This window comes from Streptomyces sp. NPDC059355 (assembly GCF_042752335.1).
In the GTDB taxonomy this organism is placed as follows: domain Bacteria; phylum Actinomycetota; class Actinomycetes; order Streptomycetales; family Streptomycetaceae; genus Streptomyces.
Window position 1 is genome coordinate 195,090 of the sequence record NZ_JBHYXN010000002.1, and the last position, 24,954, is coordinate 220,043.

The following is a 24,954-nucleotide window of genomic DNA, read 5'->3' on the forward strand; positions in this document are numbered from 1 at the left end:
CGCCCTGCGGCCGGGGCGCCCGCCGCCGGGCCGTCTCAGGCCAGGACGTTCACGGCCCTGGCGACGACGAGTCCCAGGATCATGAGGGAGAGGATGGACTGGAGGGTCATGACGCTCTTGGCCCAGGGGGCGAGTGGCATGACGTCGGTGGGGCTCAGCGCGGTGGAATTGGTGAACCCGAGGTAGAGGTAGTCGATGTAGTGGGGGCGCCAGTGCGCGGCGTTCAGTTCGGGGCTGAGGTGTTGGGGAAACGCGAGCGCCGGAGTGGGGGGCATGTGGTGGGCCCGTGCGGCCGGGCCGCCGCTGTCGAGTTCGAAGTACAGGAGGGAGAAGGCCAGAACCGTCGAGGCCCAGACGCTGCCGCCGGCCAGTAGAAGGGCATTGGCGGAGCTGGTCTCGTGCCCGCCGTGGATGAGATCGTCGATCAGCTGGACGGTCGACCAGATGGCGCTGCCCGCGAGCACGACGACCAGGACGATCGCCACCGAGCGCAAGGCAGTGGAGCGGCGGCTGATCCGACCGGGGTCTCCCGAGATCAGCACCACCAGCAGCAGGGCTTCGGCGAGGGGAACCGCCCATCGGGGTCCAAGACGCAGGTCGTCGGGCAGCAGCAGGGTGAGCACCGCAGAAGCGATGACCGCTGCGGCCATCGGCCAGCGGCTCTCCGTGCGGACAGCAGATCTCGGCCCGGGCTCGCGCGGGCTCGTACGGTCCGTGTCGGACGGGTTCCCTCCGGTCACGGCCGACCACTTCCCGGGCCTGGTGCCGGCTCAGATCGCATGTGCCGTCAAGGTCGTACGGCGTGGGGCGTTGCGGATGGTGCCGGTCGCCCTTGTTGTCGGGTTCATGTGCCGCTCCTCGCAGGTGAAGGCGTACGGGAGGCTGCCCCGACGACCTCGACGACCACGCCTGGGATCCTCGCCCGGAATGACGGGGGCGCCGGACCTCGGATCCACCGTAGACCGAGGTGAATATGGCCCGCCGCCGACACGCTCCGCGTTCACACGCCCGCCGAAGCGGCAGGCCGACAGGCGCGGTGAGAGGGGTCGGGGGCCGCCTAGGATGCCGGGGTGGGCGGAGCCGTAGCGCAGAGGTCGACGCGCGCGGTCTCCAAAATCGCGAGGACACCGGTTCAAATCCGGTCGGCTCCGTCCGCAACCGTCCGAAACGGCCAGGCCGATCCGCGGCTCCCGGCGACCGTCCGTACCACCGCCGGTTAGTCTCGGGGCATGCGGATCTCCGTTTCCTCGGACATGGACGAACCCGTGGCTCGCGCACTCCTGGGGCAACTGCGTGACCGCGGACACGACGTGGTGACGTACGGGGCGCTGAGCCCCGGCGACGATCCGCAGTGGGCAGCCTGCTCGGAGGCGGCGGCCCGCGAGGTCGCCGCCGGGAGCGCCGACCAGGCCGTCGTGTGCTGCTGGACCGGTACGGGCGCCTCGATCGCCGCGAACAAGGTTCCCGGCGTACGCGCGGCCCTGTGCACGGACGCCTACACGGCCGACGGTGCGCGCCGATGGAATGACGCCAACGTGCTCGCGCTCAGCCTGCGGCTGACCTCGGAACCGCTGCTCAAGGAGATCCTCGACGCCTGGTTCGCCGCCGAGGCGAGTGCGGACCCCGAGGACCGGGAGAACGTGGCGCGCGTCGAACGGCTCGACCACACCGGAAGCACATCCTGAATGAAGGCAGTGATGCCGACGGGGCGGGATGGCATCCGCCGACACCGCGGTCCGGTCGTTCACGTCAGCGGGAGTGCCCGAACCCGTGAGCTGCTGACTTCACGGCCCGCGACCCGCCTCGGAGTGCAATGGGCTCGGTGGCGCAGCGAACTGGCCTGCGATGATGACGGCATGCCAGAGCCAGGGACCACTGCCGTCGTCATTGTCTTGCCCGATGCCGCCCCGCTCCTCGATGCGGCGTGGCGTATCGACCCGGCTCTGGTGCGTCGTGGGGTGCCGGCGCACGTCTCGCTCCTCTACCCGTTCGTTCCGGAATCGGCGCTGACGGAGCGGGACGAGACGGCCGTGCATTCCCTGGCGGCGAGTTTCCCGGCAGCTGATCTTGTCTTGGAGGAGGTCGTGACGGCACCCGGGTTCGTCGCCGTCACCGTTCCGGGACTCCAGCCGGTCGTGGATGTGTTCCGTACCCAGTGGCCCGAGTTGCGCCCGTACGGCGGACGCTTCGGGGCACAGCCCGCTGCCCACGTCACGGTCGCCATGGGGGCGGACGACCCGGCAACCGCCGCCCATGTCCGCACTGCGATCGACGGCCTGCTGCCACTGCGCATCCGCGCGGCGGAGGTCCAACTGGTGGTCCTGACGAAGGAAGGCTGGCAGTCGCGGTTCACGGCGCCACTCGGCGTCACAGACGGGCCGGCCGTACCGTGAGCTCGGCTTCGACCCGCGCACCGGCGCCGGCGCGTGATCCCGTCGGTGATGCCGATCAGGTGTCGAGTGCGGCCAGCCAGGTCTGGAGTTCCACGTCCCCGTCGCCCACCAGGCCGAATTCCTGGAGGACCAGGAGCCGGTCTCCGAGCCGCCAGGTGACGGAGCGTTCGCCGTCGCCGTAGCGGAGGAACACTGCCTCGTCCGCCGGCAGTGGAGGGCCGAAGCGGACGGTGAGCCGGGCCCGGAGAATGCCGAAGATCTCCTCGAACCGGTCGGTCGTCCACTCATGGAGGAAGGGGTACTCGGTCAGTGACTCCGCGGTGAGGAAGATGCTCGCGACGACGTGCATCGCACCGTGGCACAGATCCTCCTCGTCCTCGACCGCCTCCTCTCCCTCCTCTCCCTCCTCTCCCTCCATGTCCAGGTGCGACAGGTCGTACGGGTCCACAGCGTCGTCAAAGATCAATGAGTGCGGACGGAACGGTCGTGACGGGCGGCTCAGCAGGCCCTCCGCCACGGCGCCCGTGTCGCCCTTCCAGGTGTCGGTGTGGTCGACGTAGAAGTCGGCTTCGCGGGTGAGGAAGGGCCGTTCGCGGGGGAACGTACCGGGCGCCGCCGCCGTGAGCCAGACGGTCCGGCCCTCCGCGTTCCGCAAGGTCACGGTCGCGCCGTCGGCGGCGGCCTCGACCCGGCACACTTCGCGGCCGTCGCGGTCGACCCGGGCGACCGCGCCGTCGCCCGTGAGGAACGGCGCCAGGCCGGTGGTGTCGTCGAAGCCGAGGATCCAGCCGTCGTCGTCCGTCAGCGGTTCGCGGTACGGCGACGGGCGGAACGAGCCGTCCGTGCGGAGCACGCCCCACCGATCCGGCTCGGAGTCCCGGGCCACGGCCGCGCCGCAAGGCGCGAAGGTATCGGCCCACGACCAGCGCTGCTCGATCGCCGACCGGCCCGCCGAGTCCACGTACCCGCGCAGGTACCCGTCGCCGATCTTCAGCAGGCCGCAACGCAGCACCTTGTCCATCTCGTTGCTGCAGGTGAGGACCAGTTCGCCGCGGGAGTCGACGAAGCCCGCGAACGAGGCGCCGATCCGGCCGCCGATGACGTACGCCAGTCCGTTCTCGTCGAACGGCTCCAGCATGCGGAACGACGGCTCGACGATCCACTCCCCGGCGGTGTCCACCAGACCCCACCGCTCACCGATCCGCACCGGCGCGGCCCCGCCCGCGCCGAACGGCCTGGCCCCGTCGAACCGGGCCGGGACGGCCGGCCGCCCCTCGCGGTCCACGTACCCGCAGCGCCCGGTGTCCGCCAGCCGTACGCCCGCCAGCCCGAACGGCCCGAACGGCCCGGCCGCCTGGTAGCCGCCGATCACGATCCGGCCCGTGGGGTCGGCGTACCCCGCGCCCTCCTCCGTACGGATGGCGGCCAGCCCATGGTGGAAGGGTTGCGCATCGGTGAACCGGGGCGCCACGACGGGCGTTCCGGTGGTGTCGGCGTAGCCCCACAGGCCCTCCGACCGGAACCGGGAGAGCCCGGACCGGTCGAAGGCGCCCGCCCACTCCCACGCGGGCCGGGCGAGCCAGTGCCCCCGTTCGTCCAGGTGTCCCCAGCGGCCCGACGCATCCGCCGCGGGCGCGATCATGCCGCCCTCGCCGCCGGCGCGGGCGTGGAACGGGCCCACGGCAGTGAGGTCCGGCGGGCGGACCAGGTCACCGGTGGCGGTGACGAGCGCCCACCTCGTCCCGAACGGGGCGCGACCCACCACGGGGACGACGTACGGCGGGGTCACGGGCTTCTCCTCGGAGGCCGGTCGTACGGGGTGACGGAGGCAGCGGCTCCGTCCGGCCCCATCATCTGATCAACTCCCGGTCCCGCGCCAACCTGCGCCGTGGCGGCAGCGAAGCTGCCGTACGCCGCCCTGCTGCACCCGTCCCGCACCGGATGCCAGTGGGACCGTCTCCCCCATGACCTGCCACCCGATGGCGCGGTCACATACTGCTCTTCCCCAAGTGGCACGGCTACGGCACCGCCCATACCGTCCACGACCTTTGCGCCGGCAGGCGCGGGAGAAGAGGGGCCGATCAGCCCGACCCCAGCCTGACGGTGCTCGGCACCCTGACTCCGGCTCTCGCCCGATTGCCACCGCTCGCGACCAGCGCGATAGGTCCGGCTTGTCAGCGTATGGGGGGCCTGATGTGCGAGCTGCGGTACCCGGCCATGACGAGCCGGGCGTCCCCGCCGGCGACCGGCAGCCAGAGACCGGCCGCCCGTCCCACCCAGTCCGCCGACTCCCCGACCACCCGCACCGGCCACACCGGTCGCCTCTACCAGCTCCTGCACCTGGAGTACGCCCTGACCGAAACCGTGGCCGGCAGCGAAGTCGTCGAGCCGGTCGCCGGCCTGGACCCCGACGACGCGCGGCTCGACGAGCCGCTGCTCATCCGGTGGATGCCGGCGGCTGTCGGCAGGCAGGAAGCCTCGTATGCGGCCAGCTGCACCGCCCTGAAAGAGTTCCTCACCGGCGTCCGCGTCCACCTCACCGCCAGGCGGGCGGAGCAGCTGGCCTACCCGCGCCTCGTCGCCCTCGCCGGCTGACCCGGGCGGCCCCACCCGGCACGATCGCCGGCAAGGCGCAGCCTCTCGGGCCGACCCTGTACCTGACAACCCGTTCAGCGATTGGCCGCGGCCGCGACCGCTGGGGGCTGCCTGGTCCGGGAAGTGGGCTCGTTCGGGCCATCACCACCCGGCAACCGGGGCAGGGCCGTGGTGAGGGGGCACGGATGCGGTGCCCTTGCGCATGCCGGATGGACACGAACACCGCCCGGTCCCGCATCCCCAGCCGATCGAAGGAGCCAGCTCGTGTCGCACGTCAAAGGGTCCATCGAGGTCAACGTCCCGATCCGCATGGCGTACGACCAGTGGACACAGTTCGAGACCTTCCCGGAGTTCATGGACGGAGTCGAGAGGATCGAGCAGCGCACGAACACGCTCACGCACTGGGTGACGAAGATCGACGGCGTCGAGCGGGAGTTCGACGCCGAGATCACCGAGCAGATCCCGGACATCAAGGTCGCCTGGGTGAGTGTCGGAGGCGAAACCGAGCAGTCGGGCCTGGTCACTTTCCAGCCCATCGACCCCTCCCGCACCCAGGTCACCCTCATGATGGACTTCGACCCCGAGGCGATGGCGGAGAACATCGGCGACAAGTTCGGCTTCGTCGACCGCCAGGTCAAGGGCGACCTGCAGCGCTTCAAGCACTTGATCGAAGAGCGGGGATCGGCCACCGGAGGCCGGCGAGGACAGGTCTGACCCGGATCTCCTGACCCGGCGCCCGCCGCCGCGCGGTCGGGTAGCGGTGCCGAGCACGGGTTCTGGTCCTTCACACCGATCAGCTGCGGGCGAGCACGGAGTCGTCGAGGGCGCCCGTGCCGGGAAGGTGGTGGCGGGCGGCCATCAGGGCGGCGTGCACGTCCGTCGTGCCGGTGGCCACGCACAGGGCCCGCTCGACGGCCTCGATTTCCCTGCGCACCGGCGAGTGGCCTTCCGCGGCGTCGAGTACGGACAGCGCCCAGTAGCGGTCGACGAGGCCGGGCAGGACCGCCGGGTGAGCCATCAGCATGGTGGTTGCCTTTCGCCGGAGAATCGATCAGGTGGACGTCGCCTACCCGGCCGATCGCCGGCCAATCCCGTCGGAGACCGATGTCCGGCCTTGTACCACTCCCCTGCTCGGGTAAGGCCGGTAAGACGGCCTCGCGCGCGCGGGACACCCGCGGCCGATGCGGCCGACCGGCGACCGGCGACCGGCGACCGGCGACCGGCGACGCGAACGGCGGTGGCTGACAAGGCGTCAGCCGGCTGCCCTCAGCCGGCTCATCCCGGCTTCTCGGTTGAGGGGTTGGCGGCGGGCACGCCGAGTGCGAGGAGTGCGGCGTCGTCGTCGAGGCCGTCGCCCAAGTCGTCCAGCAAGCCGGCCAGGGCTTGGATGACGGCGCGCGGGGGTTCGCCGGCGTGGCCGGCGGCGAAATCGCGCAGGGCCTCGTCCCCGTACAGGAGGGTGCGGTCCTGACCGATACGGGCTTCGGTGAGGCCGTCGGTCAGGAAGTCGGCTGTGCCGCCGGCCCGCAGGACCAGGGCCGGCGGGTGGCCGCCCGCGGCGAGGCGGACGGCCACCCGACCGGTGGCGGGGTCGGGCTCAAGGAAGCCGAAAACGGCCGTGCAGCAGCGCGGATCGCCTCCGGTGTACCGCTCGTGGAGTACCCGGTTGAGGGTGGTGAGCGCGGAAACGGGATCGGGGTCGTGCAGCGCGGCGGCACGCAGGGTGTAGCGGGTGAGTGAGGTGACGGCAGCCGCTTGGGGGCCCTTGCCGCACACATCGCCGAGGAAGAAGCCGAAGCGCCGGGCATCGATGGGGAAGAGGTCGTAGAAGTCGCCGCCGAGCCGGTCGGGGGATGCGGTGCGGTAGTGGGCGGCCGCCTCCATTCCGGGCACCGGCGGCAGGGTGGCGGGCAACAGCGACGCCTGGAGTACGTCCAGATGCAGGAGCCGGGTGCGGCCGACGCACGGCTGAGACGGCAGGTGCACAGGCTGGACACCACCGAGACGCAGCAGAGCCGAAGCGTTTGTTTCCAGGTGCGTGAAGCCGTCAAGGCGGGGCAGGCGAAGCCCAGGCGGAACGCAGGACACCCGCCGAGCACGACGTACGGAACAAGGAGGCTCGGCGGAGGAGCATTTCCCCCGCCGTCCGCCGTTGACCGGAGGAGTTGTTTTCGCGTGACCGAGAATGTGTGGAGTTACCAGCCGACCGCGGGCCACCTGGCCGGTACGGACCTGACCGGCTACAAGGTAGAGGCGGCCGACGGAAGCATCGGCAAGGTCGACAAGCACTCCGACGAGGTCGGTGACGCCTACCTGGTCGTCGACACCGGCGTATGGATCTTCGGCAAGGAGGTCCTGCTGCCGGCGAGGACGGTCACCACGATCGACCCGGAGGAGCGGAAGATCTTCGTCGACCGCACCAAGGAACAGATCAAGAACGCCCCCGAGTTCCACCGCGACAAGCACCTCGGCGACACCGGATACCGGGAAGAGCTGGGCACGTACTACGGCACCGGCGCCCCCTTCGGCGGCCGCCCCTTCTGATCCGCTCCGCGCACGATGACCCGGTCCCGGCACCCCGTGAGGGTGCCGGGACCGGGTCATCGGGGTGGACCTGGTCACGGGGCCGGTCTGAGATGCCGTTCCAGCCAGTCCGCGGCAGCCCGCCGGTAGAGGCGCCGGTTGTCCGCGCGCAGGAATTCGTGGCCCTCGTTGCGCAACGTCAACTGCCGCGCCGGCACACCCCGGTCGCGTGCCGCGCGGACGAACTGCTCCGACTCCGTCGGCGGCACGTTCGTGTCGTGCTCCCCGTGGACGGCCAGCACCGGGGCGCGCAGCTGATCGATGCGGCTCATCGGGGACAGGGCTCGGAGCAGTTCCCGATCGCGTTCGGGATGCCCGTACTTGGCGGCCGCCGACTGCGCGATCCACGGCTCCGTACCGGCGAAGAAGGTGGCGAAGTCCGACATCCCGCAGACCGCGACCCCGGCCCGGAAGACGTCGGGGTGCCACACGAGGGAGGCCATGGTGAGGTAGCCGCCGTACGAGCGGCCCATCACCCCGAGCCTCAAGGGGTCGGCGTACCCGAGCGAAACCACGTGTGCGGCGCAGTCGGCGACGTCGTCGATCGCCGCGAACCGGCCGGAGCCGAGGTCTGCGTCCACGAAGGACCGGCCCCAGCCGGACGAGCCGCGGACGTCGGGGGCGAACACGTCCAGTCCCCTGCCGAGGAGTTCGTGGTAGAGCGGATTGAACACCGGCCGCTCCTGTTCCTCCGGTCCGCCGTGGAGATGGATCACACAGGGGGCCGGCCGACCCGGGTCCTGCCCGGGCGCACGGTAGTACCAGCCCCCGAGTACGAGCCCGTCCCGGGCCTCGCAGCGCAGGGGTACCGGTCGTACGGGGGGCCGCCCGGGCGGGACCGCGTCCTCGTCCCGCGCGGACCAGCCGGTGCGCGCCGGGACGAGGGCCTCGTCCAGTTCCCAGATACCGGGCCTGCGACGGGATCCCGACAGGGCCGCGAACAGTCCTCCGCGCTCCACGGGCGCGATGCGGGTCACCACCTCGTGGGGCAGGACCGGATGGTGTCGCGGCCCGATGTCGCCGTCCGTACGGCCCGGGGCGAGCCCCACGCTTTCCAACTCGGTCGCGCCGTGGGCGTTCCAGGCGAGGGCGGCCCACCGGCCGTGGTCGGGCACGCTCAGCAGGTCGAGGGCGGACTCCTCCCGTTGCGCGGCGACGGACAGGCCACCGGACCTGCCGTCCTCGTCCAGCCACACCCTCAGCAGGGCGGCGAACTCCCGTTCCGCGTCGCTGCGCAGCCACAGCGTCCGCGCGTCGGCGGAGAACCGGCCGATCCAGGGGTCCCCGTCGGCGACGTGCAGCGCGAAGGTGGCACGGCCCGAGGCGGTGTCGAGTACGAGGGCCTCCCGTCGGCCGCGCGGACCGCGGCGGACGAGCGCGAAACGGCCGTCCGCACTCATGTCGCACACGCGCAAGGACGCGGCTCCCTCCTCGCTGAACAGCAGCAGGGGCCCGGCGGCTCCGTCCGGGTCGACCAGATAGGCCGCCAGCCCTCCGCTCCGGGCCGGTCCGAGGTCCGCGACCGGCGCACCGCTCGCCGGGGGGCGTGCGACCGTGACGGCAAGGGCGGTGCCGTCGCGCGTCCAGCACCCGAGGTGGGCCGCACTTCCCGGCTCCGCGCCCGCGAGCACCTGACGTCCGGTTCCGTCCGGGCGCACCACCAGAACCCGGGTGTGCTCGCCGCCCCCCGGCGCCGAGGTGTAGGCGATCCAACGCCCGTCCGGCGACCAGGAAACCTCGGTCACCGGGTCGGGATCGCCGTCCAGCACGTGCACCTCCACCCCGCGGGCGGGCCCGCTCCACAGCTGGGGGACCCCGGCCCGGTCGCAGATGAACGCCACGTGCTCGCCCGTCGGATCGGCCGACGGGTACCAGCATCCGTGGGCGGCCAGGAGGGTCGGCGGGTCGACGCCGCGATGGCCGGGCATCCGGACCGGGAGCGGCGCGGGGGTCGGTGCCGGGGTCGGTGCCGATGCCGGTGCCCGGTCCGGTGCCGGGTCCGCCGAAGGCCCTCCGGCGACGGGGGGACCGGCTGCCCCGCGGGGCGTTTCGTGCGCGGGCGTCAGGGGTTTCGTGTGCTCCAGGGGCATGGGCCGCCTCTCCCGGGCTTCCGCTTCAAGCGTCGACCGCTCATGTGATTCCGTGCGTCTGCAGCCAGATCTCCAACGACGCGACCTGCCACAGGGTGTTGGCCCCGCGTTTGGTGCGATGGCTGTTGGGTGCCTCGAGCAGCTCGTGTACCAGGCTCCGGTCGAAGATGCCGCGTCGGCGTGCTTCCGGGGCCGTGAGGGCGCTGCGTACGCGCGCGAGCACGGGTTCGGCCATGTGCCGGACCGCCGGGACGGGGAAGTAGCCCTTCGGGCGGTCGACCACTTCAGGGGGCAGGATCTTGCGTCCGATGTCCTTGAGCACGGCCTTGCCACCCTGCGCGAGCTTGAACTGCGGAGGGCAGGCCGCGGCCAGCTCGACGAGCTCGTGGTCCAGGAAGGGCACCCTCGCCTCCAGTCCCCAGGCCATCGTCATGTTGTCGACCCGCTTGACCGGGTCGTCCGGCATGAGCGCGTGGACGTCCATGCGCAGGGTCGCGTCGAGCGCGGTCAGGGCCCCCGGCACGGCCATGTGCGTGCGGACGAACTCCGTCGAGACGTCGTGGCCGGCGGTGAAGTCGGGGTGCAGCATGGCGGTGAGATCGGCGTGCGTCCGGTCGAAGTACGCGTCCGCGTACGCCCCGTCGGCATCCGGCCGGGCCGCCGAGGCGATCTGCGGGTACCAGTGGTAGCCGGCGAACACCTCGTCCGCGCCCTGGCCGCAGAGCACGACCTTGACCTCCTTGGAGACCTGTTCCGCCAACATGTGGAACGCCACGGCGTCATGGCTGACCATCGGCTCGCTCATGGCGCCGATCGCGGCTTCCAGGGCCGACGGCAACCGGTCGGACGGAATCATGAACTGGTGGTGGTCCGTCGAGAAACCTCGCGCGATCAGGTCCGAGTACCGGAACTCGTCGCCGTCCTCCCCGTTCTCCGCCTCGAACCCCATCGCGAAGGTCGCGAGGCCCTCCTGCCCCTCCTCGGCGAGCAACGCCACGATCAGGCTGGAGTCCAGCCCGCCCGACAGGAGCACGCCCACGGGGACGTCCGCGACCGTGCGCCGCCGCACCGCCGTGCGCAGCGCGTCGTGCACCGCTTCCTGCCAGATCGCCGGGTCCTCGCCGAGCTCGGAGTGCCGGGTGTACGACGGCTGCCAGTAGCGGTGGTCACGGTACGCACCGTCCGGCTCCACGACGCGGACGGTGGCGGGCGGAAGCTTCCGTACGCCGGCCAGTACGGTGCGGGGCGCCGGGACCGTACCGTGCCAGCTCAGGTAGTGGTGCAGCGCCGCCGGGTCGAGGGACGTGTCGACGCCTCCGCCCGCCAGCAGGGCGGGCAGGGAGGAAGCGAAGCGCAGCCGGTCGCTGTCCTGCGTGACGTAGAGCGGCTTGATCCCCAACCGGTCGCGGCCCAGCACGACACGGCCGGTGTGGTGCTCGACCACGGCGAAAGCGAACATGCCGATGAGGGACTCGACGCACTCCCGGCCCCACTCGGCGTACGCCTTGAGGACCACCTCGGTGTCGGAACGGGAGAAGAAGCGGTGACCGAGCCCTTGCAGGCGGTCACGCAGCTCGCGGTAGTTGTAGATGCAACCGTTGAAGACCGCGGTGAGTCCGAGCTGTGCGTCGGTCATGGGCTGGGCGCCGCGCTCGGAAAGATCGATGATCTTCAAGCGCCGATGCCCCAGCGCAACCGCGCCCTGCGACCACGCCCCTCTGCCGTCCGGCCCCCGCGGCTCCAATGTGTCGGTCATGCGTTCGATCGCGGCGAGGTCCGGACGTCTGCCGTCGAAACGCACCTCCCCGCTCAAGCCGCACACGGGGCACCCCCCGCTTGCACGGCACCTCGGGGGCGCCACCCCCTTGGGGCCTCACTCACCGGGGAGCACCTGGTCACGTACGCCATCGCTGCACTCCTGTGCCCCTTCGGCCGACGATGGGCAGGCCGGCGCGAACGGGCGATCGACATATCAGGCCCCTTCCCACCCGAGGGCCTCTTAAGCGGTCACTCTTCCGCACCGCCCCAGGGACCGCACCGTGGGGCGCGACTCCGGAAGTCCGGCATCCGCCCCGGAGGGTAGCCGTGTGCCTACCGTCCGCCCCTCGCTGCGGGCGTGGGCCGCGTCCGGCGACCGACACACGGCGAGCCCCATGGTCCCTGCCCCCGGTCGGCCCGGGCGCGGCATCCGCAGGGCCCGTTGGGGTGACAGCCCCGTGGCGCCCGAGGTAGCACCTGTCACACGGCTGCCCTAGCGGGCAGGGATGACGTGCTCATTTCCCGTCCGGTCCGTCCCAGCAGAGAAGTGGAGCATCCTGTGAGTGCAGCCATGTGGAGCTACAACCCCGAGTCGAACTACACGCCGGGCACCCGCCTCATCGGATTCAAGGTCGAAGCCAGCGACGGCCATATCGGCAAGGTCGACGAGCACACCGAGGACGTCGACGCCTCGTACGTCGTCGTGGACACCGGACCGTGGATCTTCGGCAAGCACGTCCTGATCCCCGCCGGCACCATCGTCCGCGTCGACGTGAACGACGAGAAGATCCACGTCAACCTCACCAAGGACCAGATCAAGGACTCCCCCGCATACGACAGGGACGAGCACCGCGGCGATGCCGATTACCGCGGCCGGCTCGGCCAGTACTACGGCAGCGACCACAGCTGACCCCGGCCGCCGACGGCTCGCGGCCACCCGGGCGAGCTCCGCCCGGCCCACGGCCTGCCGTAATCCGTACGAGCCGGCCGCGCTGCGCCGCCAGTCCTACCAAGGGGCTCGGGCGCATATGGCCTTGCCGCCCTCGGGGGTGGGGTCGATGTGCACGTCGGTGGTGAGGTGATTGATCAGCTGCCATCCCCAGCCGCCGGTGCCGTCCAGGTGGGGCCGGCGCGGCTTGGGTCGGTCCGGGCTGGTGTCGGTGACGCAGATGTCGATGTGATCACCGTTGAGTTCCAGGTGGAGGGAGGCGGCCCCCCGGGTGTGGCGGATGGCGTTGGCCACGAGCTCGTCGACGACCAGGAGCACGGCATCGCGGTTCCCGGGCTCCGTGGGTGGCCGTATGCGCGCGGCGTGGTGGAGGAAGGCACGGGTGGCATCGCGCGCTGACGCCGTGGGCTGCCCGCTGCGGGGCAGGGACCCATCAAGTACGGGTGCGTCCATGCATCCTCCCTCCGCCAGGCTCGTACAGCGCGCCTGCCCGATTCGGAGAGGAGAAACCCGACGAACGCCCTGTGTCTGCGCCGCTGCCGCCTGAGCGGGCCTCCCGCCCCGCCACCTCCGCAGCCGCCGACGCTGCCCCCGACAGGGCGAGCGGGGTACCGCTGTGCGCGACCACGAACAGCAGCTCTTCTTCCACGCCCACGCTCCTCAATGCGTCCGGCGGGTGAGGCGTGCGCGGCGGGCGACGGCGAGGTCGAGCACATCGTCGATGGCGGTCCGGGACGGGCTGTCGAGGTCGTCGGCCAGACGGCGCAGGATGGCGGCGGCGGTGGCGCGCGGGAGGTTCGAGCGGACGTCGGCGGGGCCTTGGTTCGGAAGAGTGACGATCAGGCGGTGAGTGTCGAGGGAAGCGAAGGTGATGACGTCGGGTGTGCGGGTCACGGGTCGGGTCTCCTGTCCGGGATCGAGGAACTGCTCTTGTGCGCGGGGGCATGCGGCGACGTCGGACAGCCGCGTACGAACGCCGGTAGGTCCTCGGACGGCTCCCACGGTCGGCGGACTGTGGTCGTGTCACGAATGGTGGCGCGCTCCCGTTTGCGCAGGACGGGCTCGTCGCGAAGCAGCAGCGGCCCGCCGGGCACGACATGTGCAACGGCCGGTGGCTCCGGACGGTCACGGCGTACGGACCTGTGCGAGCGGCCGGTTCAGGATGTGTGCCCCCGTTGGGACTGCGGCGGGCCGGCACGGGTGGCCTGCCTTCTCCTGGGTTGGGGGCGTCCGGCGCGCAGCCGGACAAGAATCCCCATCAACGCAACTCCAAGTTGCGATACGCTGGAGCCTCACACCTGGCACACGATCGCCCACTAACGCAACTGGGGGTTGCAATGGAGTTGGGTTCCTCCGGACCCGGCCGCCCGGTCGGGCGCGGCCGCAAGGCACAGGCGGCGGTGCGCGCCGCCACCCTCGCCGAGTTGGTGGACCGGGGGTTCGCCGAGCTGACCATCGAGGGCGTGGCTCAGCGGGCAGGGGTGCACAAGACGACGGTCTACCGGCGCTGGAAGGACCGCGAGAGCCTGGTCGTCGACGCGCTCTCCGAGCACCTCGCCACCGACATCCCCATTCCGGACACCGGCGCCATCGAGACCGACCTCCAAGCGCTCGCGCGAGCGCTCGTGGAGAGCATGACGGGCCCGGTGGGCCGGGCGGTGCAGACCGCGCTGTTCTCCGATGCCGGCCGGCTGCCGGAGGTAGCCGAGGGGCGGCGGCGGGTCCTCGCCGACCGGTTCCGGCGAGCCGAGCCCGTGGTCGTCCGTGCCATCGAGCGGGGTGAACTCCCGGCAGGGACGGATCACGTCGCGCTGTTCGAAACCATGGCCGCTCCGATCTACTTCCGGTTGCTGGTCGGCGCCGGTCCGGTCGGGGTGGAGACCGCTGACCAAGCCGTGCGGATCACGCTCGCGGCTGCCCGCGCGGGTGCGCTGGCACAGGGCTCCGCCGTAGGCATCAAGGCGACCGAAGCGGACTCCGGTAGGGAATGAAGGGGCCCGCAGGACGGTGAAGCAGGCGTTCGCCGCCCTGGTGAGGGTCGTTGCCCACCGGCTTCCCGGGCACGGATTCCATACGTCCCGTGTGGTTTCGGCCGGAAGACCGGCCCGGATCGGCCCGGGCGGATGTCCGTGACCGGCAGGCCGTGCTCGGCGCGCAGACGTTCGGCGACCAACGAGCGGTGGCATGAATCCGGATCGCGCTCGACGCAGAAGAGGGCGGTCTCCGAGCCGCCCGGAAGCTCGGGCGCCGACGCGACGCGAGTTCGCCCGAGAGCGGTCGGGATCCCGAACGCCGCGGCGCCGGCGGAGGGCGAGCAGCAGCCCCAGGCCGCCGCGGGCGAGCTCCTCGACGAAGGCTCCGGCCGTGAAGCCGTAGACGCCGATCGTCGCGATGCGCCTCATCACAGCCCCCCTCCGCCCGCTGTGTGGGAGCGAAGGCGGGTTCGCCGCCGGTGACACGAGGCGTGGGCGGTCTGTGGGCGGGCCGCGGCCGGGCCTCCTCGACGCTCCCTCATCGGCCCCGCCGGTCCTGTTGCACGGATGACATCGACCCCCACCGACGACTTCCCGCGCTCTTCCACGCACGGCAGGCGTGGCGCCGGCTGATGGCGGCCTCATGCATGCCGGCGGCTGCCCCTGGGAGCCCGCAGTTCCGGTTCCGCGGCCGGTGCGTGTGTCGGCGATGCTCTCGCCGCCGCCCGTCCCTTCGGCCTGGTCGGTGGCTGTAGCCGGTTCCCCGGCGACGCAACGCGTCCTGTCTTCAGCGGGTGCCCGGTGAGCCGGTTGCCACACTGGGAGGCGGGACGAGCGCGATGCGGAGCACCGCGGGCCCAGGGGGTTTGGATCCGGCGGCAGTCGTGGTGGGGCGACGCGCGAGCAAGCGGCTGTGACCTGCGCACTGTCACCCGTGCGCCCAGGCGCCGGCCACACCGCGGGCTACGTGGCGTGACGCCGCGGCCCGCTTCCGGTGACCCGCTCGCCCGGCGGGCATGGGGGACCCGATCCCGGGGAGACGCCCTGCATGGACACCAACACGCCTGACCCCCGTTCCCGCGCCGCCCCCGGCCTCCAGGGCCGATTGCCGGTGCCGCCGGGTGAGACACCGGCCGCTGAATCCGGCACCGGCCCCGCCACCGGGCCGTACCGCCCGATCGTGCGCGGCTGGGGCAAGGGACCCCTCACGCTCATCATCGCGCTCGCGGTGATCGTCGCCATGTTCTTCCTGGCGTACGGCATTGTGGTTGCCCTCTGAGAGCAATCAGTGCTCGCACGATGGGGCGCGGACTTCGCCATGCCCTCCGCGCTCGCAGATCCGCCGCCGGGATGCCGTTGACCAGGCCGCGGCGGACCGGATCCGCGTCGGCGGCCGGGCCTGCGGGGTCAGCGTTCAACCCCACGCGACGACGTAGCCGTATCCGAGCGAGCCGAGCCGGAGCAAGGACGATTTCGACCGGGAGTTGACCGACCGGGGGCGCCATGACGCCGCGCAGGCCGGCCGCCGACTCGCGCAATCCGGCGTCGGGAGTGGCCTGGCCTTGTGTTCTCCGGCGCTGCGTACCCGTCGGACGTGGCAGTTGATGCTGCCGGAGCTGTCGGCGCCCCCGACGACCGTCTACGAGGACAAGCTCTACCGTGCCGATAGCGAAGGCCTGCTCTCTGTCGCGGCGGGGACCTCCTCCGGGCTGACCGGTCTCGTCGTGGTGGGGCACAAGCCGGGTGTTCGAGAGCTGGTGATGTGCGGCAACGGTCCGGAGCAGCCTGTGCAGCGGCTGATCGGGGAGCTGCGCGCCTGGACGCCTTCTGGCGCCCGGCGACGACTGAGTACCGCTTCTCTGCACGGACGGCATGGTCGAGCGCCGGGACGAGAACATCGCAGACGGCATCGATGCCCTGTGCAAGGTCCTGATGGGACGACACCTGCCTGGTCGCGCCGGGCGTCGGCTGACACCCGGGGCGCACGACGAACCGGCGTCGCGGCGGGTGGGCGAGGCGCCGCACGCTTCGTGGTCGCGGCTGTCGCCGCGGCGCGCTGCGCCAGTAGGCCCGACGGGAACCGTCGAAGGAGGCGGCGCGGTCCTGCTGCATCGAGGCTCGCTCGTTCGCATGGCCTGCCAGCGGGTCGGAACGACTCCAGCGGACCGATTCGTCATGGTGGGACACGGACGGGGCGCCCAATCCCTCATGACACGTTGACGAGTGAACCGGCACGGGCATTCGAACACATCACTGCGCGGTAAGGATGGAAATGGACAAGAAGAAGCCGGAAGATCCGAACGACCCGGACATGCCATCCGACGAGGAGATGATGAAACTGATCAATGAAATCCTCGACAGCGTCCCACCCGAGCAAGCCGAGGACTGCCTTCTCGCCATCGCCGATGGAAGACCGGCTCCCCACAGCGTTCCGGTTGAACTGACCCCCGCCCAGGCGAGCAACCTTCTTCTCTTTCTCCACCGAGGCGGCGGCTGACTCCCCCCGATCGACGGGGCACACATCACCTGCGAAGCCGTATCCGACCGCTTGCCCGCCGAGCGGGCCGGTACGTCATGGTTGCGTCACCGGATCGCCACAGCGCTGTGCCCACGGGAACTCCTGCGGGGCGCTTCGCCGTGTCTGTCGGCGAGCGGGCCGACGCGGCACCGGTCGCAATCCTCGGGAGGTTCCCCATGCAGTACACAGAAGGTGTCCGACGGACCGCGTCCGCGCTGGTAGTCGTAGCCGCAGCTGCCGCCCTGATGACGGGCTGCACGCCGTCCGGCGAGGCCGGCGCGTCCGGCGAGCCTTCGCAGTCCGTCCAGTCGCCGGCCCCCGGGGCCGTCGCGGGCGGCAGCAGTTCCGGCGGCACGGGGCAGGCGAAGCCCGCCGTCTCGGTCTCCCCCACCGCGTCCGGTGGTAAGGCAAAGCCCTGCACGATCGACGACGTTAAGGTCATGGAGGCCCGACAGGCTGCCGTCCGACCGCCTGGCACGGGAACCGGCGCTGCGATCGTCGCCGTCGCCAACGCCTCGAAGAGCACCTGCACGTTGCAGGGATTCCCCACCGTCGCGGGTGCGGGCAACGGATCCCCGGACAAGAACGTACCGCTCGCCACGACCCACAGCGGCTCGGCGGCCGCGGTGTCCCTGGCGCCGGGTGCCCGCGCCTGGACCAAGCTCACCTTCGTCAACGTGCAGGGCGAGGCCGACGGATACTGCGAGTCCGGCGCGAAGCCCGCCTCGTTCCCCACGCTCGTCGTCGGGGTCCCGGGCGCGGGCGCGCACCAGACCGCCCTGGACGACGGAATCCTCGCCCTGTGCGACAACAAGGCCACGGTCACGGCCTATTCGGCGACGAAGCCCTCGTGATGTGAATGTTCTTCCGGGCGATGTGGACGTGGCGGTCCGCCGTGCGGCCCGACCGCCCATCCGCCGAGGGTTCGCCCTCGGCTCGGGATGAGGGGCTTCGGCGGCGATCGGCCGCTTGCAGCAGGAACCGAAGGAGCTTTGGGTCGGCGAGGGCTTCTCGCGCGGTGGCGGCTCAGATCTCCTTGGTGGCGTTCAAGCGGGCGACGTCCGCTGCGTACGCGGCGGTGCGGAGCATCGAGGTTCCCGACACGTACAGGCCGGTGCCAAGGACGGCGAAGGGGAGGGAGAGCAGGAGGCCTGCGGTTATGGGTCCCCAGTCACGCTCGGCATCGCAGCGCTCCCCCGTGTCCGCGGCGTAGGACACGGCGGATCTCCCGTTCTGGTGGAGGGCGCGGGACTCGCACTCGACGGACTTGAGGTGCGCGCCCTCGTCCACGCTGAAGGGGAAGACGAGCAGGTAGCCCAGCCAGAGCCAGATGAGCGCGGCTACGGCCATCAACCCCCGGCCCCAGCCCTGTTGCCGCAGGCCTCGCACCCGGAACTCTCTGTCGTACACCTGCGCCAATGAGTTCATGGGAGTGACGTTCATGGGAGTGAACCTAGCGCAGGCCGGCCATGCGGCATCACCAGCCCGTTGGAGGGCGCCTGGCCATGCTGTGCGAGGTCCGCGAGCAGCTCGCCGGTTTGAAATCGCAAGCAGCGCGCAGAAGCGATCCGACACTGACCTCGCAGGACAAGGCAGGAGACGCGACATGGGCATCATCGCTTGGATTCTCATCGGACTGCTGGCCGGCCTCATAGCCAAGACGCTCATGCCGGGCAAGGACCCGGGCGGAATCATCATCACCACGCTCATCGGCATCGCCGGAGGCCTGCTCGGCGGCTGGCTCGGCAAGGTCGTCTTCGGCGTCGACTCCATCGACGGCTTCTTCGACCTCTCCACCTGGATCGCCGCCGTCATCGGCTCCGTCATCCTCCTGGCCCTCTACCGCCTCGTCACCGGAAACCGGCGTTCCCACCGGCACGCCTGACCTCAGCAGCAGGCAGCAGGCAGCAGGCAGCAGGCAGCAGGCAGCACAGGTCTTCCGTGAACGGCGCCCCCTCACAGCGAGGAGGCGCCGTTCGAGTGCACGGCGCTCTTTCGTCGCATGCGGCGGCTCCAGGGTGCCTCGGCACATCGTCGGGCCGCTCGAGCAGGGCTTCGTAGTCCTCTTGATCACCCATCGCGAAGGGGCTCATGCAAGGGGGCCCGGCCGCGTGGTGGCGGGGGGTTGCCACCACGCGGCTCGGGCCCGCTGGGGTCCCGCGCCGCTCACCGCCGCGGGTCCCAAGACCACGCTTGTGGCCACCCTCCCCCGTCCTAAACGGAGGACGCCCACTTTTCTCGGAGCGGGGGCGGCAGTCCGCGCGGCATGGTCGAGCCGGGCGCGTTTGCCCTCAGCGATCCGGGACAGACGCGCTGAGCAAGCAGTTCCCCGCACCCCCAGGGAGTGATCAGCTGTGTCGAAGGACGAGAAGGGCCGGGCCAAGACCGAGCAGGCCAAGGGCAAGCTCAAGGAAACGGCCGGCCGCCTGGTGGGCAACGAGCGGCTGGCTGCCGAGGGCCGCGGCGAAGCGGCGAAGGGCGATGCCCGTCAGGCCAAGGAAAAGATGAAGGACATGTTCAAGCGGTGAGACCCGACCGCACCACAGAGCAGTGCCTCGGTCCCGAACCCGTCCGGGGTTCGGGACCGAGGCATGTTCGGAGCCCGTGCATCCGCCATCCGGCAGCGCGCCCGCCTGGTGAGCGCGCACCGGGCGGGCGCCGTCATCGCCCTGCGCGTCAGCGTGCCAGCAACTCCGCGAGGAGCTTGTCGACGTCGAGGAACTCCTCCCCCGCGCCGGTGACGGCGTACGTCCGGTGGAGGAAGTCCGTGAGCGCGCGAGCCTCCACGAAGAGGACGGCGTCTCCTTGCCTCTCTCCGGCGAGGCCCCTCAAAGCCACGCGGAGCTCCTCGACTCCGGCCGCCGCCCTGTGGGGACAGAAGGTGACGTCTCCTTCGCCCACCGTGCGGTGGAATCCATCGGCGAGCATCTGCCGGTCGAAGTGCCAACGGGCCAGGACCGTGGGCCCGTTGAGGAACTCAGCCTGGACGGCGTACGGGTCCGCTGCGTCGTACGAGAACCGGGCAAGGAGCGGCAGGCGGCCCCACTCCGCGTCCAGATGGACAGTGATCAGAGCGGATGTGAAAGACATCGACGGGCCTCCAGAATGGGCTGCAGCACGGTTGCACTCGTCTGCCCCGCCTCGCCCTTGGCACACGCCCCGTCGATCACTCCGCAGGCGCCGGGGCGGCGGAGACGCGGGAGACCGCCCGCCCGGACCAGCAGCGGGCCGATTGAGGTGGCAGGTGACTCGGATGCGTTGGGCGCGGTGGAGCAGGGGTGGAGTCCGTGGCGTCGTCGGAGGACTCCAGGAAGACGATGCGCCGGGTGCTCCGTGTACGCCGCCGCCGGGGTGGGCGGCCGCGGAGGCGAGGTAGAGGCCCTAGACGGGAGTGTCGGGCCGGCCGGTGTCGGGGGTGGGGCGGAAGACCGCCTGCTGGTGGAGGGCGGTGGTGCCGTTGTTGATGGCGCCGTTGTGGAGGTTCTCGTCCATGGCCTGGAGCGTGGTGGGGGCCAGGATGCGGCGGGCGAGGATCCGGGTGCGGAAGCCCGGTGCGAACCGTTCCGCCTGGGCTTCGATCCGGTCGGCCATGGCTTCCTGTTCGCGCGCGTGCCAGCGGCCGGTGATGCCGTCGGGGCCGGCGTCGGAAGTGACGTGCTGCGGGATGTGGGTGTAGGCCCACGCCGATTCGGTACCGGCGGGTGAGCGGCTCGGGTCCGCCGTGGTCATCTGGCCGAAGAGGGCGAACGGCTCGTCGGGCACCTGATTCATGGCGATCTGCGAGGCGAACCGGGTCAGGCCGTCGACGCCGTCGGCGACGTGGACGGTGCCGACGCCTGCGGCCCGGAGCCGGCCACGGCGCCGGGCCGGCCACGGCCCAGTCGACCTTGAAGGTCGCGAAGTCCCGCTGGGGGCGTTCCAGGCCCCGTAGGAGGCGGGAGGGGAGGTGTTCCTCGCCGACGAGGTCCCGGTACAGGGTCGGGGCGGAGGTATCGGCGAGTACGGCCCGACGTGCGGCGATCGTCTCCCCGACCGCCGTGCCGCCGCGTACGACGACGGAGGCGACGCGTTCCCCGCAGCGCAAGACGCCTCCTCGCCTGCGGAAACGGCTCACCAGTGCCGCGGTCAGGGCGCCGGACCCTCCGACGGGAACCGGAAAGCCGTGGCTCTGGCCGAGCATCGACATCAGCCAGCCGAAGCCGCCGCTTCCTGCGGCTTCCGGGGACAGGTCCGCGTGCAGGGCATTGCCGGCACGAGGTCGGGCCCGACCCGGCTCCACACCTCGTACATGTCCCGCCAGGTATCACCGTCGGACGGGGCGTGGCTCCACCGCAGGCCCTCGGCGGCGAGGTCGAGGCGGGCGAGCACCGGGGAGGCGGCGGCCAGCGGGTAGAAGGCGCTGAAGAGGTCCGAGACGTAGTCGGGGTGGACGCCTCTGTCGCTGCGTACCGCGCCTCCGGGCTCGGGCTGCGCCTCCAGGACCTCCACGCTCCAGCCGGCGTCCGCCAGCACGTTCGCGGCCACCAGCCCGTTCGGGCCCGCGCCGATCACCACCGCGTCAGGCATGGCGGGCCCCTGCGTGACGCTGCTCCACGAGCCCGGCCAAGCGGGCCGGCATCCCTCGGTGGCGCAGCTGCAGTACGGCTTCCACAGCGGGGTTGTGCAGGGTTCCGCCCAGGCCGCGCAGGGGGTGCTCGTCACAGACGACCAGGGTGTCCTCGCCCCACGGCCGGGTTCCCGGTGGCGTACGGTCGTCACCCCTTCGGTCGACCAGGGGCCCGGCCGGACGGTGTAGCGCAGCCGGGATCCGACCTCGGGCCACAGCTGATCGAGCGGCGTCGACTCGCAGGGTCCCACCACCCATACCCCGTACAGGGTCGGATCGGCGAGCACCGCCCACACTTCGTGCGGGGGCCGATGGACGAGCTGGTTTCGGACGGCCGTGGAAGAAGTCCTTCCGCCGGGACGGACCATCGTCCCACCGTTCACGCAGGTGGTCGCGCCGACCGCGGAGGGATGAGCACCCCGGCCGACGGGCTGCGGTGGCGCGCCACCGATCCGGCAGGGCGGCAGCGGCTGAAGGACAAGGCCATGCGCATCCGGGAGAAGACGGAACAGGAGAACGGCAGGGGCGGCAGTGGCAGCGGAACCATGGACCCCATGTAGACGGCCCGGAAAGCGCCCGGCGGCGGGCTGTGCCTGTTCGGTCCGGACGGCCCCGGGCTGCTGTCTTGGCTTGACGGGTCACGGCCGGGGTAGGCGCCAGCCGTGTTCGGAGGATTGTCCGGGCGCGGAGCCAAGGAGCAATTCCATGATTCTCATCCTCGGACTCATCATTCTGATCGCCGCCATCGTCGTCGGCTTGGCCGGAGTATTCGGGAATACCGGTTCGGGGCACGATCTCGGCGTCGGCGGCGATTTCTCGATATTCGGCTACCACGCAACCGGTTCGACGGGATCCCTCTTTCTGACCGGGATCATCGTGGGAGCCGTGGCCCTCTTGGGTCTGGCTCTCGTCATGGTGGGCGCCCGCCGTTCGGCCCGTCGCTCGGCGCAGGCACGACGGGAACCGGCCACATCACGCCGTGAAGCCACCGCCGCGGAACGCGAGCGCGACGAGCCTGCCACGCAACCTGACGACTCCCGTGACGACGTCCGTGCCGGGACCGCCGCTCCAGTCGCGGACGCCCCGCGCGGTCGAGGCCGCTGGTTCGGCCACCGAGCCGCGCCTCGCTGACAGCTGACAGCTGACAGCGGCCGGTCCCGTGAGAAGCGCCCTGGGCCCTACGGCCGCGGCAAGGGCGACAGCAATGCGCTGCGGCCCTGGTCCCAGGCCTGGCCGATGTGGGTCGCGAGGCGGTCCTCCAGCAGGAGGGTGGCCGCGCACCCGAAGGCGACGTCCGACTCGAGGTCCGGCTCGTCGGCCAGCAGGCCCGCGATGACCTCGTGGCGTACGACCTGCTCGTGGACGGCGTCGGCCTCCACGTGCTCGGCGTAGAAGTGCTCGGCGGCGGGTCCCGCCCCGCAGCGCCGCACGGCCTTGGCCATGCGCCTGGACCCGGGCGACGAGGTGACCTCGACGCACGCGAAGTGCCCGACGAGAGCGCCGCGCAGGGCTCGGTGGAGCCCGAAGAGGGACATCAGGTTCACGGTCGCGAGCAGGGGCGCCGGAGCGCGGTCCAGGTAGCGGCCGTATCCCGGATCGAGATCCAGGTCGGCCATGAGGTCCGCGAAGAGCCTCGCGTGGATGCGGTCGGCACGGCCGGCACCGAACTCGTCGTACTCGATGGCCGCCATCGCGGCCTTCGCCCGTCCGGTGAGCCGGGGGACCACCCAGAGGTGCGGGTCGGCCTCCTTGAGGTGGTAGAGCGAGCGCAGGGCCGCGTACTCCCGCAACTGCCACAACTCGCCCTCGGTTTCCAGGCGGTGGCTCAGGCTGCCCGAGAGGTCGACGGGCTCGACGAGCAACGGGGCGAAGGCCTCCTCGACCGATCGGGGGGCATGGGACAGCTCGGTGCGCAGGGCGTGGAGGAAGCGGGTCTCCAGGGCCTGGCGCAGCCGCAGCAGATCCGGGTCCCACTCTCGCTCGTCGTCCACGCCGTCGAAGCCGCGGTAGTGCAGTTCGTACAGGAGGTACAGCGCGAGTTGGAGGTCCTCGCCCCACGGGTCCGCCTTCAGCACGGACCCGGTGGCGTGCACCGGCGGGGCCCCCGACCGCAGGGCTTCCGCCACGGCACAGGACAGCTCGCCCTGCCCCGCGACGAGGCGGGGGCGGCTGTCGGTGGGCGCCGTCGTGTCCGGGCTGGGAGGTGTCATCTCGGGATCCTGTCCTCGGGCGGCGGGTCCGGTCGCTCGCGGCGGCGGTGGCTGGTGTCACACCAGGGAGGGGTACGGCTGCGACGGCAGGTGCACACCGCGACCGTGAAGCGGTCCGAGCGGGCGACCGTCCCGTCGTCCAGGACGATCTCGACCGGACCCTCGACCAGGACCGGGCCCTCCCGATCCACGGAAACCCGGCGGGCAGGCGCCGCTGCTGAGACCCCGCAGGGGTCGTTGTCATCGGGACTCGGCACGGATGATCACCAACTCTTCCCATTCCTCGGCTTCCGTCGTCAGACCCTGCTGCTCCAGCCAGGCGCGTCGCGAACGCAGTACGGGGCCCCAGGGCACGGAAGCCTTCGCCGTGACCCTGGCGGCCAGCCCCGACCCGGTCAGGCGGTCGAGCGTCTCCTCGGCCCCGCACATCCCCGAATGCACCATGAGCAGGACACCGCCGGGACGCAGCAGGGCCGGCGCGCCGGCGCAGATCCGGTCGATGACCCCGCGCCCGTCCGGACCTGCGTCCCAGGCCCGCGTCGGCCCGTACGACGGGAGCCGGTCCCCGGGGGCGGGGACGTACGGCGGATTCGTGATGACCAGGTCGAAGCGGCACCCCGCGGTGCGTTCCGCGAAGTCGCCGTGCAGGACGCGCAAGGGCAGTCGTCGGCGCAGCGAGTTCAGCCGCGTCGTGACCACCGCGGGCCAGGACACGTCGACCGCCGTGACGCGGGCTCCCCTGCCGGCAGCGTGCAGAGCCAGCGCACCGGTGCCCGTACCGATCTCCAGCGCGTCCGTCCGCGGCCCCATCTCCTCCTGGGCGAGCGCTTCGGCGAGGAGAAGGGTGTCCGCCTGCGGCCGGTACACACCCGGGAGGGTCACCAGGCCGACGGGCAGCGGGGGCAAGGACGCAGCCGCGCTCCGCGGCGCGTCTCGTACCTCCCGCAACGCGGCGGGCCGGCTCATGTGCGGGGCTCCTGGCCACCGGGGCTGGCGTCCGGCGTCTGCCACGAATCCTCGCGCCCCCGCGCCACGGGATTCTGCTCGGCCGGCCGGGCAGGCAGCCGGCGCCGCGCGCTGCGCCGGCTGCCGTACCAGAACGCGCCGATCAAAAGGACGACCACCACCACGCCCGCGAATACGAGAAAAAACGCTCCCTGGCCTTCGGCCGCAAGAATCTCGGTAGGAATCATGGGTGGCGCCTACCCGCAATCGGCGGGCTTACGGGGCATTCCCCTCCCGGCATTCCGACGGCGAACGGACGGCCGTGGTCGGAACC

The 24,954-nt window shown here is 71.4% G+C and carries 29 protein-coding genes, 1 tRNA gene and 2 pseudogenes; 17 read left to right on the forward strand and 15 right to left on the reverse strand.

Going from position 1 to position 24,954, the window contains the following annotated elements; genetic code table 11:
• Positions 1-35 precede the first annotated feature (35 nt).
• Positions 36-650, reverse strand: coding sequence for a hypothetical protein (locus ACFXGI_RS02970; protein ID WP_384702340.1), 615 nt, complete (start codon positions 648-650; stop codon positions 36-38).
• Between the two features lie 426 nt (positions 651-1,076).
• Between ACFXGI_RS02970 and ACFXGI_RS02975 the strand changes: the two genes are divergently transcribed.
• From ACFXGI_RS02975 to ACFXGI_RS02985, 3 genes are all read left to right on the forward strand, one after another.
• Positions 1,077-1,151, forward strand: a tRNA-Trp gene (locus ACFXGI_RS02975).
• Positions 1,152-1,229: 78 nt separating this feature from the next.
• Positions 1,230-1,685, forward strand: coding sequence for an RpiB/LacA/LacB family sugar-phosphate isomerase (locus ACFXGI_RS02980; RefSeq protein ID WP_384702342.1), 456 nt, complete (start codon positions 1,230-1,232; stop codon positions 1,683-1,685).
• A gap of 207 nt (positions 1,686-1,892) precedes the next feature.
• Positions 1,893-2,393 carry a 2'-5' RNA ligase family protein gene (locus ACFXGI_RS02985; RefSeq protein ID WP_384702344.1) on the forward strand — a complete coding sequence of 167 codons (501 nt, stop codon included), beginning with the start codon at positions 1,893-1,895 and terminating at the stop codon, positions 2,391-2,393.
• A 55-nt stretch (positions 2,394-2,448) separates the two neighbouring features.
• Here ACFXGI_RS02985 and ACFXGI_RS02990 read toward each other — a convergent pair whose 3' ends face one another.
• Entirely contained in the window at positions 2,449-4,182 is a 1,734-nt protein-coding gene (locus ACFXGI_RS02990) for a WG repeat-containing protein (protein WP_384702347.1), read from the reverse strand.
• Between the two features lie 404 nt (positions 4,183-4,586).
• Between ACFXGI_RS02990 and ACFXGI_RS02995 the strand changes: the two genes are divergently transcribed.
• Positions 4,587-4,988, forward strand: coding sequence for a hypothetical protein (locus tag ACFXGI_RS02995; protein WP_384702350.1), 402 nt, complete (start codon positions 4,587-4,589; stop codon positions 4,986-4,988).
• Positions 4,989-5,252: 264 nt separating this feature from the next.
• A complete protein-coding gene (locus ACFXGI_RS03000) occupies positions 5,253-5,702 on the forward strand; it encodes an SRPBCC family protein (RefSeq protein WP_384702353.1) in 450 nt (149 codons plus the stop codon).
• 79 nt (positions 5,703-5,781) lie between these two features.
• Here ACFXGI_RS03000 and ACFXGI_RS03005 read toward each other — a convergent pair whose 3' ends face one another.
• Both ACFXGI_RS03005 and ACFXGI_RS03010 read right to left on the reverse strand, forming a co-directional pair.
• Positions 5,782-6,012 carry a DUF5133 domain-containing protein gene (locus ACFXGI_RS03005; protein ID WP_384702356.1) on the reverse strand — a complete coding sequence of 77 codons (231 nt, stop codon included), beginning with the start codon at positions 6,010-6,012 and terminating at the stop codon, positions 5,782-5,784.
• Between the two features lie 251 nt (positions 6,013-6,263).
• Positions 6,264-6,926 (reverse strand): annotated as a pseudogene (locus ACFXGI_RS03010) (PP2C family protein-serine/threonine phosphatase); the annotation flags it as partial.
• 237 nt (positions 6,927-7,163) lie between these two features.
• Here ACFXGI_RS03010 and ACFXGI_RS03015 point away from each other — a divergent pair.
• Positions 7,164-7,532 carry a PRC-barrel domain-containing protein gene (locus tag ACFXGI_RS03015; RefSeq protein WP_384702358.1) on the forward strand — a complete coding sequence of 123 codons (369 nt, stop codon included), beginning with the start codon at positions 7,164-7,166 and terminating at the stop codon, positions 7,530-7,532.
• Positions 7,533-7,606: 74 nt separating this feature from the next.
• Here the strand turns inward: ACFXGI_RS03015 and ACFXGI_RS03020 are convergent, their stop codons facing one another.
• Together ACFXGI_RS03020 and ACFXGI_RS03025 are read right to left on the reverse strand one after the other, a co-directional pair.
• On the reverse strand, positions 7,607-9,661 hold the full coding sequence (locus ACFXGI_RS03020; RefSeq protein ID WP_384702361.1) for a S9 family peptidase: 2,055 nt from the start codon (positions 9,659-9,661) through the stop codon (positions 7,607-7,609).
• Between the two features lie 40 nt (positions 9,662-9,701).
• Positions 9,702-11,483 carry an N-acetylglutaminylglutamine amidotransferase gene (locus ACFXGI_RS03025; RefSeq protein WP_384702364.1) on the reverse strand — a complete coding sequence of 594 codons (1,782 nt, stop codon included), beginning with the start codon at positions 11,481-11,483 and terminating at the stop codon, positions 9,702-9,704.
• A gap of 495 nt (positions 11,484-11,978) precedes the next feature.
• On the opposite strand from ACFXGI_RS03025, the gene ACFXGI_RS03030 reads away from it, so the two are divergent.
• A complete protein-coding gene (locus ACFXGI_RS03030) occupies positions 11,979-12,329 on the forward strand; it encodes a PRC-barrel domain-containing protein (protein ID WP_384702367.1) in 351 nt (116 codons plus the stop codon).
• 96 nt (positions 12,330-12,425) lie between these two features.
• Here the strand turns inward: ACFXGI_RS03030 and ACFXGI_RS03035 are convergent, their stop codons facing one another.
• Positions 12,426-12,821 (reverse strand): ATP-binding protein, encoded by a 396-nt coding sequence (locus tag ACFXGI_RS03035; RefSeq protein WP_384702370.1) that lies wholly within the window; start codon positions 12,819-12,821, stop codon positions 12,426-12,428.
• A gap of 207 nt (positions 12,822-13,028) precedes the next feature.
• Positions 13,029-13,262 carry a hypothetical protein gene (locus tag ACFXGI_RS03040; RefSeq protein ID WP_384702372.1) on the reverse strand — a complete coding sequence of 78 codons (234 nt, stop codon included), beginning with the start codon at positions 13,260-13,262 and terminating at the stop codon, positions 13,029-13,031.
• Positions 13,263-13,705: 443 nt separating this feature from the next.
• Between ACFXGI_RS03040 and ACFXGI_RS03045 the strand changes: the two genes are divergently transcribed.
• The 5 genes from ACFXGI_RS03045 (at position 13,706) to ACFXGI_RS03065 (ending at position 17,713) form a co-directional block, all read left to right on the forward strand.
• A complete protein-coding gene (locus tag ACFXGI_RS03045; RefSeq protein ID WP_384702375.1) occupies positions 13,706-14,359 on the forward strand; it encodes a TetR/AcrR family transcriptional regulator in 654 nt (217 codons plus the stop codon).
• A gap of 1,030 nt (positions 14,360-15,389) precedes the next feature.
• Entirely contained in the window at positions 15,390-15,620 is a 231-nt protein-coding gene (locus tag ACFXGI_RS03050; RefSeq protein ID WP_384702378.1) for a DUF6480 family protein, read from the forward strand.
• A 205-nt stretch (positions 15,621-15,825) separates the two neighbouring features.
• Positions 15,826-16,605 (forward strand): SixA phosphatase family protein, encoded by a 780-nt coding sequence (locus ACFXGI_RS03055; protein WP_384702381.1) that lies wholly within the window; start codon positions 15,826-15,828, stop codon positions 16,603-16,605.
• A gap of 8 nt (positions 16,606-16,613) precedes the next feature.
• Positions 16,614-16,838 carry a hypothetical protein gene (locus tag ACFXGI_RS03060; protein WP_384702384.1) on the forward strand — a complete coding sequence of 75 codons (225 nt, stop codon included), beginning with the start codon at positions 16,614-16,616 and terminating at the stop codon, positions 16,836-16,838.
• A 197-nt stretch (positions 16,839-17,035) separates the two neighbouring features.
• The gene (locus ACFXGI_RS03065) at positions 17,036-17,713 is read left to right on the forward strand and encodes a DUF4232 domain-containing protein (protein ID WP_384702387.1); all 678 of its coding nucleotides are present in this window, start codon (positions 17,036-17,038) and stop codon (positions 17,711-17,713) included.
• Positions 17,714-17,885: 172 nt separating this feature from the next.
• Here the strand turns inward: ACFXGI_RS03065 and ACFXGI_RS03070 are convergent, their stop codons facing one another.
• Positions 17,886-18,302, reverse strand: coding sequence for a hypothetical protein (locus tag ACFXGI_RS03070; protein WP_384702390.1), 417 nt, complete (start codon positions 18,300-18,302; stop codon positions 17,886-17,888).
• A 163-nt stretch (positions 18,303-18,465) separates the two neighbouring features.
• Between ACFXGI_RS03070 and ACFXGI_RS03075 the strand changes: the two genes are divergently transcribed.
• A complete protein-coding gene (locus tag ACFXGI_RS03075) occupies positions 18,466-18,744 on the forward strand; it encodes a GlsB/YeaQ/YmgE family stress response membrane protein (protein ID WP_384702392.1) in 279 nt (92 codons plus the stop codon).
• Between the two features lie 469 nt (positions 18,745-19,213).
• Positions 19,214-19,387: a CsbD family protein gene (locus ACFXGI_RS03080; RefSeq protein ID WP_384702395.1), complete on the forward strand. Its 174-nt coding sequence runs from the start codon at positions 19,214-19,216 to the stop codon at positions 19,385-19,387.
• 148 nt (positions 19,388-19,535) lie between these two features.
• Here ACFXGI_RS03080 and ACFXGI_RS03085 read toward each other — a convergent pair whose 3' ends face one another.
• Both ACFXGI_RS03085 and ACFXGI_RS03090 read right to left on the reverse strand, forming a co-directional pair.
• A complete protein-coding gene (locus ACFXGI_RS03085) occupies positions 19,536-19,949 on the reverse strand; it encodes an SsgA family sporulation/cell division regulator (protein WP_384702696.1) in 414 nt (137 codons plus the stop codon).
• Between the two features lie 165 nt (positions 19,950-20,114).
• Positions 20,115-21,425 (reverse strand): annotated as a pseudogene (locus ACFXGI_RS03090) (phytoene desaturase family protein); the annotation flags it as partial.
• A 13-nt stretch (positions 21,426-21,438) separates the two neighbouring features.
• On the opposite strand from ACFXGI_RS03090, the gene ACFXGI_RS03095 reads away from it, so the two are divergent.
• From ACFXGI_RS03095 to ACFXGI_RS03105, 3 genes are all read left to right on the forward strand, one after another.
• Entirely contained in the window at positions 21,439-21,654 is a 216-nt protein-coding gene (locus ACFXGI_RS03095; RefSeq protein ID WP_384702398.1) for a hypothetical protein, read from the forward strand.
• A gap of 221 nt (positions 21,655-21,875) precedes the next feature.
• Entirely contained in the window at positions 21,876-22,025 is a 150-nt protein-coding gene (locus tag ACFXGI_RS03100; RefSeq protein ID WP_384702401.1) for a DUF6381 family protein, read from the forward strand.
• 145 nt (positions 22,026-22,170) lie between these two features.
• Entirely contained in the window at positions 22,171-22,596 is a 426-nt protein-coding gene (locus ACFXGI_RS03105; RefSeq protein WP_384702403.1) for a hypothetical protein, read from the forward strand.
• A 47-nt stretch (positions 22,597-22,643) separates the two neighbouring features.
• Here ACFXGI_RS03105 and ACFXGI_RS03110 read toward each other — a convergent pair whose 3' ends face one another.
• The 4 genes from ACFXGI_RS03110 to ACFXGI_RS03125 are packed head-to-tail and all read right to left on the reverse strand — an operon-like array spanning position 22,644 to position 24,868.
• Positions 22,644-23,675 (reverse strand): iron-containing redox enzyme family protein, encoded by a 1,032-nt coding sequence (locus tag ACFXGI_RS03110; protein ID WP_384702406.1) that lies wholly within the window; start codon positions 23,673-23,675, stop codon positions 22,644-22,646.
• Complete coding sequence (locus ACFXGI_RS03115) at positions 23,672-23,932, reverse strand: CDGSH iron-sulfur domain-containing protein (RefSeq protein WP_384702409.1); 261 nt, start codon at positions 23,930-23,932, stop codon at positions 23,672-23,674. The genes ACFXGI_RS03110 and ACFXGI_RS03115 overlap by 4 nt, the downstream gene beginning before the upstream one ends.
• Positions 23,916-24,641, reverse strand: coding sequence for a HemK2/MTQ2 family protein methyltransferase (locus ACFXGI_RS03120; protein ID WP_384702412.1), 726 nt, complete (start codon positions 24,639-24,641; stop codon positions 23,916-23,918). The genes ACFXGI_RS03115 and ACFXGI_RS03120 overlap by 17 nt, the downstream gene beginning before the upstream one ends.
• Positions 24,638-24,868 carry a DUF6479 family protein gene (locus ACFXGI_RS03125; protein WP_384702415.1) on the reverse strand — a complete coding sequence of 77 codons (231 nt, stop codon included), beginning with the start codon at positions 24,866-24,868 and terminating at the stop codon, positions 24,638-24,640. Before ACFXGI_RS03125 ends, ACFXGI_RS03120 begins: the two co-directional genes overlap by 4 nt.
• Positions 24,869-24,954: the final 86 nt, after the last annotated feature.